This is a genomic window from Polaromonas sp. P4_H1, assembly GCF_056400945.1.
On sequence record NZ_JBFUKG010000002.1, the window covers coordinates 264,583 to 277,472 of the forward strand.

General features: G+C 63.1%; 13 protein-coding genes and 1 pseudogene. 10 read left to right on the forward strand and 4 right to left on the reverse strand.

Annotated features, from left to right (window positions below):
- Window positions 1-33 precede the first annotated feature (33 nt).
- Window positions 34-396 (forward strand): hypothetical protein, encoded by a 363-nt coding sequence (locus AC1DS5_RS04115; protein ID WP_477716980.1) that lies wholly within the window; start codon window positions 34-36, stop codon window positions 394-396.
- Here AC1DS5_RS04115 and pgeF read toward each other — a convergent pair.
- Both pgeF and maiA read right to left on the reverse strand, forming a co-directional pair.
- Window positions 304-1,116, reverse strand: coding sequence for a peptidoglycan editing factor PgeF (gene pgeF, locus AC1DS5_RS04120; protein ID WP_477716981.1), 813 nt, complete (start codon window positions 1,114-1,116; stop codon window positions 304-306). The genes AC1DS5_RS04115 and pgeF overlap by 93 nt on opposite strands.
- Before the next feature lie 190 nt (window positions 1,117-1,306).
- Window positions 1,307-1,945 (reverse strand): maleylacetoacetate isomerase, encoded by a 639-nt coding sequence (gene maiA / locus AC1DS5_RS04125; protein WP_477716982.1) that lies wholly within the window; start codon window positions 1,943-1,945, stop codon window positions 1,307-1,309.
- A 180-nt stretch (window positions 1,946-2,125) separates the two neighbouring features.
- On the opposite strand from maiA, the gene AC1DS5_RS04130 reads away from it, so the two are divergent.
- Complete coding sequence (locus tag AC1DS5_RS04130; RefSeq protein ID WP_477716983.1) at window positions 2,126-3,160, forward strand: NADP-dependent oxidoreductase; 1,035 nt, start codon at window positions 2,126-2,128, stop codon at window positions 3,158-3,160.
- A gap of 60 nt (window positions 3,161-3,220) precedes the next feature.
- On the opposite strand, the pseudogene AC1DS5_RS04135 reads toward AC1DS5_RS04130, so the two are convergent.
- Window positions 3,221-4,202 (reverse strand): annotated as a pseudogene (locus AC1DS5_RS04135) (LysR family transcriptional regulator).
- Window positions 4,203-4,430: 228 nt separating this feature from the next.
- Between AC1DS5_RS04135 and AC1DS5_RS04140 the strand changes: the two are divergent.
- Both AC1DS5_RS04140 and AC1DS5_RS04145 read left to right on the forward strand, forming a co-directional pair.
- Entirely contained in the window at window positions 4,431-5,222 is a 792-nt protein-coding gene (locus AC1DS5_RS04140) for an aspartate dehydrogenase (RefSeq protein ID WP_477716984.1), read from the forward strand.
- A 105-nt stretch (window positions 5,223-5,327) separates the two neighbouring features.
- A complete protein-coding gene (locus AC1DS5_RS04145; protein WP_477716985.1) occupies window positions 5,328-5,630 on the forward strand; it encodes an antibiotic biosynthesis monooxygenase family protein in 303 nt (100 codons plus the stop codon).
- A gap of 107 nt (window positions 5,631-5,737) precedes the next feature.
- Here the strand turns inward: AC1DS5_RS04145 and AC1DS5_RS04150 are convergent, their stop codons facing one another.
- Window positions 5,738-6,184: a MarR family winged helix-turn-helix transcriptional regulator gene (locus tag AC1DS5_RS04150; RefSeq protein WP_477716986.1), complete on the reverse strand. Its 447-nt coding sequence runs from the start codon at window positions 6,182-6,184 to the stop codon at window positions 5,738-5,740.
- Window positions 6,185-6,322: 138 nt separating this feature from the next.
- On the opposite strand from AC1DS5_RS04150, the gene AC1DS5_RS04155 reads away from it, so the two are divergent.
- The 6 genes from AC1DS5_RS04155 to AC1DS5_RS04180 all read left to right on the forward strand — a co-directional run bounded on the left by AC1DS5_RS04155 (window position 6,323) and on the right by AC1DS5_RS04180 (window position 12,849).
- Complete coding sequence (locus tag AC1DS5_RS04155; RefSeq protein ID WP_477716987.1) at window positions 6,323-7,516, forward strand: 3-hydroxybenzoate 6-monooxygenase; 1,194 nt, start codon at window positions 6,323-6,325, stop codon at window positions 7,514-7,516.
- Window positions 7,517-7,542: 26 nt separating this feature from the next.
- Window positions 7,543-8,553 (forward strand): Bug family tripartite tricarboxylate transporter substrate binding protein, encoded by a 1,011-nt coding sequence (locus AC1DS5_RS04160; RefSeq protein WP_477716988.1) that lies wholly within the window; start codon window positions 7,543-7,545, stop codon window positions 8,551-8,553.
- Window positions 8,554-8,930: 377 nt separating this feature from the next.
- The gene (locus AC1DS5_RS04165; protein WP_477716989.1) at window positions 8,931-10,298 is read left to right on the forward strand and encodes an FAD-dependent oxidoreductase; all 1,368 of its coding nucleotides are present in this window, start codon (window positions 8,931-8,933) and stop codon (window positions 10,296-10,298) included.
- A 52-nt stretch (window positions 10,299-10,350) separates the two neighbouring features.
- Entirely contained in the window at window positions 10,351-11,445 is a 1,095-nt protein-coding gene (gene gtdA / locus AC1DS5_RS04170; protein ID WP_477716990.1) for a gentisate 1,2-dioxygenase, read from the forward strand.
- On the forward strand, window positions 11,442-12,137 hold the full coding sequence (locus AC1DS5_RS04175; RefSeq protein ID WP_477716991.1) for a fumarylacetoacetate hydrolase family protein: 696 nt from the start codon (window positions 11,442-11,444) through the stop codon (window positions 12,135-12,137). Before gtdA ends, AC1DS5_RS04175 begins: the two co-directional genes overlap by 4 nt.
- Before the next feature lie 229 nt (window positions 12,138-12,366).
- Window positions 12,367-12,849, forward strand: coding sequence for a TRAP transporter small permease (locus AC1DS5_RS04180; protein ID WP_477716992.1), 483 nt, complete (start codon window positions 12,367-12,369; stop codon window positions 12,847-12,849).
- Window positions 12,850-12,890: the final 41 nt, after the last annotated feature.

Here is a 12,890-nt window from a genome sequence, read left to right on the forward strand (position 1 = left end):
CTTCGAAATTTCTGACCGAACTCAGAGTTTTATATGTATTTGATTGTCATCGCCTGGATCTACGTCGTGCTCATGATGAGCGTTGCTGAAGCCACCAACAGCAACGGAACGGTGTTGGGAGCGCTTATTACCTTTGTACTCTATGGCGCGGGTCCTGCGGCATTGGTGGTTTACCTAATGGGTGCCCCGGCACGCAGCAGGGCGATCAAGAAACGCGAGGCCGAAGAGTTCGCGCAGCGAACGCGCGCCGATGCAGGTGATGATGTTGACGCCGCCGGTGCGATCTCGGACACGGCAACCCCGTCATTCCATCCAGATGCAGGCAGCCATGCGCCCCGTAGTGCCGAAACCGTTGCCGCCAACGCCCGCGTCCCGCCGGTGGGAAAAGAACCTTGAAGGATTGCTCACGGTGCACCAGGGAGCACTGCCGTCATTGCCATAAATTTGCGTGACACCCAAGGCCAGCAACCGGAGGCGGGCCAGCGCGGGCAGATCGGCCAGGTACTTGCCAGCCCCGGCCAGCGCAAACAGGCTACCGGCTTCAGGCTGTGCAGCTTCAAATGCCGCCTTGACTTCAGGGCCCACCTCAAACGCCGAGGGCCCAATGCACGGACCCAGCCAAGCTACTATTTTGATAGTATCCTGCGCCCGCCTCTTCCTGGCGAGCGCGGTAAAAGAGCTGTAAACCGTCTCCAGAACACCTCGCCCACCCTGAGTTCCACTACCCGCCAGCCCCCGCCAGCCGGCATGCGCCGCGGCTACCACGGCCCCGTCTTCAGTGGCCAGCAGCACAGGCAGGCAATCGGCGACCATGATGGTGCAGGCCAGCCCGGACTGCACCGTGACGCAGGCATCGGCCTGCTGGCCATCGGCGGTGTCCGGGCCAAGCTCCAGCACCTCGCTGCCATGAACCTGCTTGAGGAATACGGAGCGGGTGCCGGTTGCACCCTGCAAAAGCGAGCGGTTGGTGGCCACGCGCTCAGGCAAGTCGCCCACATGGTCACCCAGATTCATGCTGTCGTAGGGCGCGGCAGACACGCCTCCTGAACGGGTTGTGAACACAGCCCGAACACCTTTGGGCGCAGGCCAGTCGGGAATCAGCCAGCGTGCATCCATAGCGACCTGGTCTGCAGAGCAATTTTCCGACGGGCCGCCCCTAGGAAAATTAGCCCCCGAGGGGCTGGAGCCTGCGGCTCCGAACCTGCTTGAGCAGGTTTGGACAGGCGACGGAGGCGACGCGTCCCGCGAGCCGCGGCCTGCAAGGCCTCGCGAACCACACGGAGTGGGGAGCGTGGGGGCCACATTTTCAGGCTTCGTTATCGGGGCAGGCCGAAGGCTGGGCCTTCTGGAACGCCGGGAGCGCCATGCAGGCGTCATACGCCGCCATGGTGCGCGGCAAACCGTCGAAGTTCACATTGAAGCGTTTGGCGTTGAAAATCTGCGGCACCAGGCAACAGTCGGCCAGCGTGGGGGTGTTGCCGTAGCAATAAGTGGAGGCCGGCAACTGGGCCAGCTGCCGCTCGAAGGCTTCCAGCCCTTCGCGGCACCAGTGGCGGTACCAGGTGTTTTTGGCCTCTTCCTCCACCTTGAGCTCCCGCACCAGATACTTGAGCACGCGCAGATTGTTGAGCGGATGAATTTCGCAGGCAATCGACTGGGCCAGCGCACGCACCTTGGCGCGGCCTGCCGCATCGGCGGGCAGGAGTGGTGGCAACGGATGCTTCTCGTCCAGGTATTCGATGATGGCCATCGACTGCGACAGCTTTTCACCGTCCACCTCCAGCAGCGGCACCAAAGTGTCGGCAGAAAGGGCTGCATAGGGTTCTTTTTTATGGTCACCCCGGGCAATGTGCACGGCAATGTACTCATAGTCCAGGGCCTTGAGTTCCAGCGCAATCCGGACGCGGAAGGAGGCGGAGGAGCGGAAATAGTTGTGAAGCTTCATCCTGAAAGCATAAACTGAAATGCTGGGTGCCAGCCATCCGCGCAGCCTGTAAAAGTGTTGCCGACCTGTACAGGTTCCGCCGAATCACCTGCGCGACTCGCGGCCGGGCCTGGCGCGGCTACCATGCGCAGCTGCCGCAAAAAGCGGTCACCTGCAACCTGCCCTCCATGGAGACACCTCATGAGCGCCATCACCGAATTAGTTAACCGCCAGATCCGCCTGGCCAGCCGCCCGGCGGGCCTGCCCACCCGCGCCAACTGGGACTTCACCACCGAACCGGTGGCGGAACCCGGCCCAGGTGGCGTGCTGGTTAAAACCCTTTGCCTCTCCCTCGACCCGGCCATGCGCGGCTGGATGAACGACGCCAAAAGCTATATCCCGCCGGTCGAGCTGGGCGCGGTCATGCGCGCCGGCGGCGTGGGCAAGGTCATCGCCTCCCAAAACCCGGCATTTGCCGTGGGAGACTATGTCAATGCCGGGCTGAATGTGCAGGAGTACTGCCTGATTCCGGCGGACCAGGTCAAGCGCAGCGGCATGTTCAAGATCGATCCGCGCCTGGGACTTACCCAGTGGCTCAATGTGCTGGGCATGCCGGGCATGACGGGCTACTTTGGCCTGATGGACGTCGGCCAGCCCAAGGCGGGCGAGACTGTGGTGGTCTCTGGCGCGGCCGGGGCCGTGGGGCAAACCGTGGGCCAACTCGCCCGGCTCAAGGGCTGCCGCGTGGTCGGCATTGCCGGTGGCAAGGCCAAGTGCGACTGGGTGGTTAACGAGTTGGGCTTCGACGCCTGCATCGACTACAAGAACGGCGACGTGCGGGCCGGCCTGAAGGAGCACTGTCCCAAAGGCGTTGATATCTACTTCGACAACGTGGGCGGCGAGATTCTCGACCTGGTGCTGGCCAAACTCGCACGCGGCGCGCGCATCATCATCTGCGGCGCGATCAGCCAGTACAACAACACCACGCCCGTCAAGGGTCCGGCCAACTACCTCTCGCTATTGGTGAACCGGGCGCGCATGGAAGGGATTGTCGTGTTTGACTACGCCGACCGCTACCACCTGGCCGTGGCTGAGCTGGCGGGTTACCTGAGGGCCGGCACCATGAAAAGCAAGGAAGACGTGGTGGTCGGCCTGGACACCTTTCCCGAGACGCTGCTCAAGCTTTTCAACGGGGAAAACTTTGGCAAACTGGTGCTGCAGGTGGCCCAGGACTGAAACGGTCTTGCTGACACTGCCATCCGTCTGGGGTGTCCCCAAAGGACAGGGCACCTGCGCTCATTTGCCGATTTTCACACCCGTCAGTGAAGCCCATGGCCGACCGGCCAGGATGAGGTCAACGAACGCCTGCGCGGCCGGGGACAGCGAGCGCCCCTTCAGGGTTGCGATGTAAACACCATCGGTGACCGCAGGGCCGACCATTGGAACAAACCGCGCCAGCGTGCTGTCAAGCGACCGCGCAATATGCAAGGGGCAGATGGCGATCCCCAGCCCCTCCTGCGCCAAGCCGATGGCTGTGCCCATGTAGGCCACTTCGTAGGCGGGCTCCTGCATCACCTCGGCCCGCGACAAGGCTTGCTCGACCACCCGGCGGAAGGCACTCTCCTTGTTCAACAGGTATCAAGGGCTCTCCGACGAGCTGCGCCCAGTTCACGCCACGCTGGGCGGCGAAACGGTGCCCGCGGGGAACGACAACGCCAACCCGGCTGCCTTCAATCAATGTCAGCGCGATGTCGTCACTCACCGGGCCGAAGTTCCCTATCGCCAGATCGGCTTCGCCCGAGCGTACGCCATGGATGTTGTTTGCCGCCAGCCGGTCGTGAACCACCACACGCAGTTCGGGGAACCGTCGGCCGAGCGCCGCGCACAGCGATGGCACGAAGCTGGCCGCCAGCAGCGGCGTCACGGCAACTGTGACGCGGCCCCTGCGCTTGAGGTTCAGGTCACGCAGCACCTCCAGGCCACCGTTCAGGTCGTGCAGGACGCGTTGTGCCACAGGCAGCAACTCCAACCCGGCGACCGTGAACTCGACGCTGCGTGTGGTCCGGTCGAACAGACGAGAGCCGACTTCCTCCTCGAGCTCCCGGACCAGCGCGCTTAGCGCGGACTGGGTGATGTGAATCTGTTTCGCCGCAGCCGTAAAGCTCTTGGCCTGCGCCAGGGCAACAAAGGCGCGAAGCTGTCTCAAGGTCACATTGGCCCGTGCCAATGGCGACGCTGTAAAAAGGCTGTCGATCAACCCCGACTTGTTGCTGGCCATGTGAATATAAATTTGCGCGCAGTTAAATCCGATGGCAACGATACCCGATCGTTCGGATTCGACGCAGCCGTTAACCGCAGTTTTGACATTCAGCGCGCCAGGTGATCAATCCAGCAAAAAAATCCGTTTGTATGGAGACAGGCCTCCCACTTCTAATTCGGCATCAGCGGAAACAAGGCCACAAAATCACCATGTCACAGGAAATCCCCACCACCCCTGCGGGTCGCATTGATCGGTTTTGGCGCGATCGGCGCCGAGTTGTACCGGGTGCTTCAAACGTCGCCGGACCTGGTCGATGTGCAAGGCGCGCTGGTCATGGGCGGCACAGCCATCACCCCCCCTCCCCCAGGCTCGGATCCCGGCCCACCGCGATGGAACTCGCTTGCGGACCTGCTGCACAGCGCGCCGGACATCGTTGTTGAATGCGCGGGCCACCAGGCCGTGGATGCCTACGGTGAACAGGTCCTGCGCGCGGGATGCGACTTGCTGCTGGTTTCGGCCGGCTCATTGGCGGATGCCGCGCGCCACAACAGGCTCTGTCGGGCCGCTGAGAACAGTGGCCGCCAGCTGTTGCTGGCCTCTGGTGCCGTCGGCGGCATAGACATCCTCGGCGCGGCGCGGCGGGCCGGACTCAGTTTCGTCCAATACCGCTCACGCAAGCCCCCTGCCGCTTGGCGCGACACGGCCGCCGAATCCTGCATCGACCTCGACGCGCTGACCGGGCCCACGGTGTTCTTCAGCGGCAGCGCTCGCATGGCGGCGCTGGCCTATCCGAAAAATGCCAATGTCGCAGCAACCATTGCACTGGCGGGCCTGGGTTTCGACGAAACCCAGGTCGAACTGATCGCAGACCCACAGGTGGACGGTAATGTCCATGAAATCGAGGCCGATGGCGCGAGCGGGCGCATCTCTATCCGCATCGATGGCCGAGCTTCTTCGACCAACCCGAAGACCTCGATGGTGACAGCCTACAGCCTGGCCAACGCGTTGCTGAACCGGCGTGCGGCTGTGGTGATTTGACAGCTGCCAGATCAGGCTGACCGCAGCGCTCGATAGTTTGGCGCTAGAGTTACCCCCTACGCAGTATTGACCCCGATAGTGCGCAACATCAACACAGGACCGTTCATGATTCTCGAACTCGCCGACATCCGCATCCACCCCGGCCAGCAAGCCGCTTTTGACGAAGCCATCCAGCGTGGCGTCAGCACCGTGATTTCCAAGGCCAAGGGATTTCAGGGTTTCAAAGTCAACAAAGGCATTGAGAGCCCCGAGCGCTACATCCTGCAAATCTTCTGGGAGACGCTGGAAAATCACACCGTGGACTTCCGCCAGTCACCAGCCTTTGCCGATTGGCGCGCCATTGTCGGGCCGTTTTTTGCCGGCCCGCCCACCGTGGAGCATTTCGACCTGCTGGCCAAATCGGCCTGAGCCAACCGTTCGACCAAAAGAAAAGCGGGGTTTTTTAGCCCCGCTTTTCTTTGTTTTTCTTTGTTTTTCTTATTTACTGCCTTCAGGATGCCATCATTGAGATGCCATCATTGCCTGGCAGCTTTTTCGTGCCCGGCGATCATCTTGCCGAGCAGCGCGCCCAGTTGCGCCCGCTCGTCAGGATCCAGCGGACCCACAATGCGCTGCTGGGCCCGGCTCACCGCGCGTTTCATCTGCAGCGCAACCTTCTCCCCTTCCGGCGTGATCCAGAGCAGTTTGCGGCGCTTGTCGCCCGGATCTGCCTCACGCTTGACCCAGCCTTTGGCCTCCAGCCGCCCGATCACCGAACCGAAAGTGGCTGGGTCGAACGCCACCCGCCCTGACAGCGTGATCTGATCTTCGCCAGGGTCATCCATCAGCGCGTTCAGGATGGCAAACTGCACCGGCGTCGCGTCAAAACCCGCCGTCTCCTCCATGAAGATCGCCACTGCAAGCTGTTGTGCCCGGCGAATGAGGTGCCCCGGAGCGTCACTGAAATTAAAGCTTTTTGCCATGTGCGGAGTTTAAACGCTCAGGGTAAGTACTAAGTCAATAAATGATATGTATACTTATCATTTATGGGCGCCCTGGTATTTCCCGGGCTATTCCCGAACCTCTCCCGAACCCTTCCCGATTTTCATCCTGTAAAAATCATGGCACAAACATCTCCCCTCATCATCTCGGGCGGCGGCATTGGCGGCCTGGCGGCGGCCCTGGTGCTGGCGCAGGACGGCCATCCCGTCACCGTGCTGGAGCAGGCCGCCGCTTTTGGTGAAATCGGCGCCGGCATCCAGCTCGGTCCCAACATCTTCCGAATGTTCGACTATCTGGGGTTGACCGAAGTCGTTAATCGCGTGGCATTTTTCCCGGCGGGTCTGGGCATGAACGATGTGCGTACCGGCGAGAAAGTCGTTCGCGTGGCGCTGGGCGACATGGCCCGGGCCACCTATGGTTTTCCGTATGGCGTCATTTACCGCGCCGACCTGCATCAGGTGTTCCTGGATGCCTGCCGGGCGCAGCCCCATGTAACCTTGCGCACCCATGCCAAGGTCGAGTCGTTCGACCAATCCGAAGGGGGTGTCAGCGTTCGCCTGGCCGATGGCGAAACCGTGCAGGGCAGCGCGTTGATTGGCGCCGACGGCCTCTGGAGCAGGATACGGGAAGTCGTTGTGGGTGACGGCAAGCCGCGCGTGTCGGGCCACATCGCCTACCGCGCGGTGCTCAAGCGCGAAGACGTGCCCGCCCATTTGTGGAGTGACGACGTGCTGCTGTGGGGCGGCGAAAAAACACACCTGGTGCACTACCCGCTTCGCCGGGGCGAGCTGTTCAACCTGGTGGCGGTGTTCCACAGCAACAAGTACGACGAAGGCTGGAACACCTTTGGCGACACGGCCGAGCTGAACGAGCGTTTTGCCGAGGCATGCCCGCAGGTCAAGGAACTGCTGGGCAAGATCGAAACCTGGAAAATGTGGGTGTTGTGCGACCGTGAACCCGTGAAGAACTGGACGGACCGGCGCGTGACGCTGCTCGGCGATGCGGCGCACCCCATGATGCAGTACCTGGCCCAGGGCGCCGGCCAGGCCATCGAAGATGCCGTGGTGCTGCGCGAAGCACTGCGCTTTACCCGCGGCGACATCCAGAAGGCCTTTTTGAAGTACCAGCAGGCCCGCTACCTGCGCACCGGCCGCGTGCAGCTGACAGCCCGCTTTTATGGTGACATTTACCATGCGGCGGGGGTGCAGCGCGAGCTGCGCAACCAGTTGTTCCAGAGCGGAACGGAGAGTGCCGGGTTTGCCGGGCTGAAGTGGATGTACGACGGAATCGAGCCCTCAAAACTGTTCCAATAAAAGTTTTACAGTTTCCGGAGAATCCCATGAAAACGCTTGCCGCGCTCTCCAACGCCGCAATCCGCGCCACACTTTTGATAGCCGCCTGCACCATTCCCGCCTGGGTTGGAGCACAAAATAGCTCAAAAAAAGCAGAGATTGCCAGCCCTTGGCCAACCCGGCCGGTCCGTATTCTGGTCGGTTTTCCCGGTGGTTCGACGCCCGACATGGCCGCGCGCACCCTTGCCGAGCCCTTGGCCAAAGTACTGGGCCAGCCGGTCATTGTTGAAAACAAGCCCGGCGCCTCCGGCAACATTGCCGCCGACCAGGTAGCCAAGGCCACCGACGACCATACGCTGGGCGTTGTCATCAACGGCAACCTGACCTCGGCCAAGCTGCTGTACCCCAAGCTGCCCTACGACCCGGCCAAAGACTTTGCCCCCATCTCGCTACTGACCACCGCACCGCTGGTGCTGGTGGCGCCGGCCGGCCAGCCTGGCGGAGCCGCATTCTTCACAGCCGCCCGCGAGGGTGGCGGGCAGTGGAACTACGGCTCGGTGGGTAACGGCTCGGTCGCCCATCTGGGCATGGAACTGCTCAAGAGCCGTGCGCCGGGCGTGCTGCCGGTGCATGTGCCGTTTCCGGGCAACCCGCAGGTGGTGACCGCCATGCTGGGCGGGCAAATCCAGATGGCGCTGATCCCGCCGGGTGTGGCCATGCCGCATGTGCGTTCCGGCAAGCTCAGGGCCATTGGTCTGGCGGGTGGGCGCTCCTCGCTGGTGCCCGACGTGCCCCCGCTCTCGGAGGCCGGCTTGCAGAATGTCAACCTGGAAGTCTGGACAGCACTGATCGGCCCGGCCAGCCTTTCCAAAGCCGCCCAGGCGCGGCTGGCGCAGGAAGTGCCACGCATCATCCGCGACGCGGACACGCGGCAAAAACTCTTCAACCAGGGCTGGCAAGCCGTGGGCACCTCGCCCGACGGCTTGAAGAGCCGCGTCAAGGATGAGGCCGCCATTTTGGGCAACATCATCCAGACGCGCGGCATCAGGATCGAATAAATGATGCCCCCACGTTCGCTCACAGCGTGTAGCTCTCTGCCCCCCGAGGGGGCCGCTGCGCCTGCGGCCCGGCAAAGCCGGTTCCGCGGCCCCTGCTGGGTTGGAGAGCCCCCACGTTCGCTCACTGCGTGTAGCTCTCGAGGCCTTGCAGGCCGCGGCTCGCGAGACGCTTCGCCTCTGTCGCCTGTCCATGCTGGGTTAAAGACTTCAGGGAGCACAACCAGGGTGCCGCGGGACTGGCTTTGCCAGACCGCAGGCGCCGCCCCCTTGAGGGGGGAACAAGCTACACGCAGTGAGCTTGGACAGGGGTGGGCTAATTCACCGCCCTCTCGAGGGAGGAACAGGCTACACGCAGTGAGCCTGGACGGGGGTCCAACTTGAACTTCATCACCGAACCCGCCCGCACCTTGCCCGTCTATGGCGAATTTGACGTGGTCGTGGTGGGCGGCGGCCCTGCCGGCCTGGCGGCCAGCGTGAGTGCCGCAAAGCATGGCGCACGCACCCTGCTGGTAGAGCGCTACGGCTTCCTGGGCGGCATGGGCACGGCGGGCGGCGTCACCAACTTTGCCGGCCTGTATGGCCGAAAAAACGGCGAGATGCAGCAGGTGGTGCACGGCGTGGTCGATGACCTGCTGGCGCGCATCGACGCGCTGGGCGGCCTCAACGCGCCGCAGGATGGCATGCAGGGCCGCATTCGCGTTCGCTCCTACGATGTATCGGCCTACAAATGCGCGGCCGACCAGTTGCTCCTGGCCTCGGGTGTGCAGTTGCTGTTTCACGCCTGGGCCGCGGCTGTGGTCATGCAAGACCGGCAGATCAGCGCACTCGTGGTGGAAACCAAATCCGGCCGCCAGGCGATTCGCGCGCGGTGCTTTATCGACTGCTCGGGCGACGCCGACGTGGCGCACTTTGCCGGCGTGCCGTTTGAACTCGGCGACGGGCATGGCAGCGCGCTGTTTCCCTCGACCATGTTTCGCGTTGGCCATGTGGATGCAGCACGCGCACTGGCAGCCGTGGGTGACTTCAAGGCCATCAACGCGCTGATGGCGCAAAGCCAGGCCCGTGAACCGGGCCGCTACCAATTCCCGCGCGAAGGCGCCATTCTTCGCCCCCAGAAAAACCCGGCCGAATGGCGTGCCAACGTCACGCAAATCCGCAATGCCCAGGGCACGGCCATGGACGCCACCGATGCGCGCCAGCTCAGCGACGGCGAACTGGAGGGCCGGCGCCAGATCACGGAATATTTCCGCTTCCTGCGTAACGAAGTGCCGGGCTTTGAACGATCAGCCATCGTCGACATCGCGCCACAAGTGGGTATACGCGAAACACGGCGGATTCAGGGCCAGTACGCGCTGAGCGGCGAAGACATCCTTTCGTCGGCCCGCTTCGACGACACCATCGGCATCAATGCCTGGCCCATGGAACTGCATGCCGACGGCCGCATCGACTGGCAGTTCCCGCGCAACGTGGATGCAGCCGAAGGACGCGCCTACAACGACCTGCCCTGGCGCATGCTGGTGCCCACCACCACGGGCAACCTGCTGGTGGCCGGACGCTGCGCCTCCATGACCCACGAAGGCCAGTCGGCGGCCCGCGCCAGCGGTGGCTGCTTTGTGATGGGCCAGGCGGCGGGCACGGCGGCAGCGCTGCTGAATAAAGACCAGACTTTTGCCGACATCGACATCCGGCAACTTCAGCAACTGCTCAGGCAGGACGGCGTTTACCTCGACGAAAGCGCCGACTGAGCAGCCACCGGCGAGCAAGTCAACAGGATTTAACCAGCGGCGGAACACCCTCATGGACATGACACCTCCCCCCAACCCAGGCCAGCCGGCCCGCGCCGACAACCCGGCACGCAAGGCCTTCTATGACGCCATCTCGTTCCACAGCATGACGCCGCTGTGGGAGGTGCTGCACGCGCTGGTGCCCCCATCCCCCACGACGCCGTGCCAGCCCGCGCTCTGGAAGTACGCCGAGGTACACCCTTTCCTGATGCAGGCGGGCCAGCTCATCACCGCCGAAGAGGCGGTGCGCCGGGTGCTGATCCTGGAAAACCCCGGCATGCGCGGGCAGTCCTGCGTGACCCAGTCGCTCTATGCCGGCCTGCAGGTCATCATGCCGGGCGAAATCGCACCCAGCCACCGGCACACGCAAAGCGCACTGCGCTTTGTCGTCGAAGGCCAGGGCGCCTACACCGCGGTGGACGGCGAGCGCACACAGATGAAGCCAGGCGATTTCATCATCACCCCGAGTTGGACCTGGCACGACCACGGCCACCCCGGCCGTGTGGAATCAGATGCGCCCGTGGTCTGGCTGGATGGCCTGGACATCCCCATGCTGCGCTTCTTCGACGCCGGCTTTGCAGAAAACGGCAGCGCCCAACAGCAAGCCGTGACCAAGGCCGAAGGCATCAGCTACCAGCGCTACGGCGCCAACATGCTGCCGGTGCGCTACGACGCGCCCTTTGGCCAGACCTCTCCGATCTTCAGCTACCCCTACGAGCGCACGCGCGAGGCCCTGCACCAGCTGGAAGCCCATGCCGAGATCGATGCCTGGGACGGCACCAAGCTGCGCTATGTCAATCCGGCCATGGGCGGCTCGCCCATGCCAACCATGGCCACCTTCATGCAGCGCCTGCCGGCGGGCTTTGCGGGCAAGCCCTGGCGCCAGACCGACGGAGCGGTGTTCAGCGTGGTGGAAGGCCACGGCAGCGTCACCATCGAGCGCAATGGCCAGTCCTGGACATTCGACTTTGGCCCGCACGACCATTTTGTGATTCCGTCGTGGCACACTGCCCAACTGCACTCGCAGCAAGGTTGTGTGCTGTTCAGTTTTTCAGACCGCCCGGTGCATCAGGCCCTGGGCATACACAAAGAGGAAAGGTTGTCATGAGTTATGTATTTACCCCACCCGCCACGGTTTCCGTACCCGTCGTGGGAGTCAAAGAACGCTTCCCCGTCCACCGCATTTACTGCGTGGGCCGCAACTACGAAGAGCATGCCAAGGAGATGGGTTTCACTGGCCGCGAACCCCCCTTCTTCTTCCTGAAACCGGCAGACGCCCTTGTGGTGGTTGACGCCGGCAGCACGGGCACCATTCCCTACCCGAGCCTGACCAACAACCTGCACCATGAAATTGAACTGGTCGCGGCGATTGGCACGGGCGGCAAAAACATCAAGGCCGCCGATGCCCACAAGCACATCTACGGCTATGCCGTCGGCCTGGACATGACGCGCCGGGACTTGCAAGGCGAGATGAAAAAACAGGGCCGTCCCTGGTGCATCGGCAAGGCCTATGACCACTCCGCGCCCATCGGCCCCATCACGCCCGTCGCCCAGGCCGGCGATGTGAGCAACGCCGAGATCTACCTGCAGGTCGGCGGAAAAGACCGCCAGCGCAGCAATGTCTCCAAACTGATCTGGAACATCGCCGAAACCATAGAACACCTGTCCGTGGCCTGGGAGTTGCAGCCCGGCGACCTGATTTACACCGGCACACCAGAGGGTGTGGCTGCCGTGGTGTCGGGTGACACCATGGTGGGCGGCGTGGCCGGCCTCGGCACGCTGACGGTGCGCGTCGCCTGAAGTGGCGCGCCGGCCGCGGTGCCAGGCTCCCGCCCCGGCGCGGGCGACCTGATGCCGCAGCCTGCTTGCGCGATGGACGCACACCCACTCCGATCATCGCGCAAATACCCGTTGCGCTGCGGGTAAGCCACCTGCCCGCAGCGTGCAGGTATTTGCATAATCGGCCGGACAAATTGCGGGGCCCTCTCCTGTCACATGGCCCGCAGACGCTTACTTCGGGAGACCTCGCTTGAATCTACTGCAACACCTGGCAAAGCTCTGCGCTGTGCTGGCCGGCCTCTTGCTCACGGTGATCACGCTCATGACCTGTGTCAGCCTGATTGGCCGCAATGTCGCCGGAGCCACACTGGCCGGCGATTTTGAGCTGACCGGCGTCGCCGCTGGCGCTGCCATTGCGCTGTTCATGCCTTTTTGTCAGATCAGGCGCGGCAACATCATTGTTGATTTCTTCACGGCAAAACTCAGTGATGCGAGCAACGACAGGCTGGACCGTTTCGGCGCCCTGTTGCTGGCATTGCTGTTTGCCTTGCTGGCCTGGCGCACCACGCTCGGAGGCCTCAACTCCTGGCGCACTCATTCCGAAACCCAGATCCTGGGGTTTCCGGAATGGGTGGTATATGCCGCCATGGTGCCGCCCTTTGTGCTGACCAGTGTCATCGGCCTGTACCAAACGATATTCGGATTTGGCAAGGATGTGGAGGCGCACCCATGAGCCGCCGGGCCGCTCCCAAGGCGAATAACACCGCAGCGCGT

Coding starts and splice junctions, on each gene's coding strand:
- pgeF (WP_477716981.1), bottom strand. CDS start 1,116: ATGGATGCACGCTGGCTGATTCCCGACTGGCCTGCGCCCAAAGGTGTT.
- AC1DS5_RS04145 (WP_477716985.1), top strand. CDS start 5,328: ATGATTCTCGAACTCGCCGACATCCGCATCCACCCCGGCCAGCAAGCC.
- AC1DS5_RS04160 (WP_477716988.1), top strand. CDS start 7,543: ATGAAAACGCTTGCCGCGCTCTCCAACGCCGCAATCCGCGCCACACTT.
- AC1DS5_RS04155 (WP_477716987.1), top strand. CDS start 6,323: ATGGCACAAACATCTCCCCTCATCATCTCGGGCGGCGGCATTGGCGGC.
- AC1DS5_RS04115 (WP_477716980.1), top strand. CDS start 34: ATGTATTTGATTGTCATCGCCTGGATCTACGTCGTGCTCATGATGAGC.
- maiA (WP_477716982.1), bottom strand. CDS start 1,945: ATGAAGCTTCACAACTATTTCCGCTCCTCCGCCTCCTTCCGCGTCCGG.
- AC1DS5_RS04130 (WP_477716983.1), top strand. CDS start 2,126: ATGAGCGCCATCACCGAATTAGTTAACCGCCAGATCCGCCTGGCCAGC.
- AC1DS5_RS04150 (WP_477716986.1), bottom strand. CDS start 6,184: ATGGCAAAAAGCTTTAATTTCAGTGACGCTCCGGGGCACCTCATTCGC.
- AC1DS5_RS04175 (WP_477716991.1), top strand. CDS start 11,442: ATGAGTTATGTATTTACCCCACCCGCCACGGTTTCCGTACCCGTCGTG.
- gtdA (WP_477716990.1), top strand. CDS start 10,351: ATGGACATGACACCTCCCCCCAACCCAGGCCAGCCGGCCCGCGCCGAC.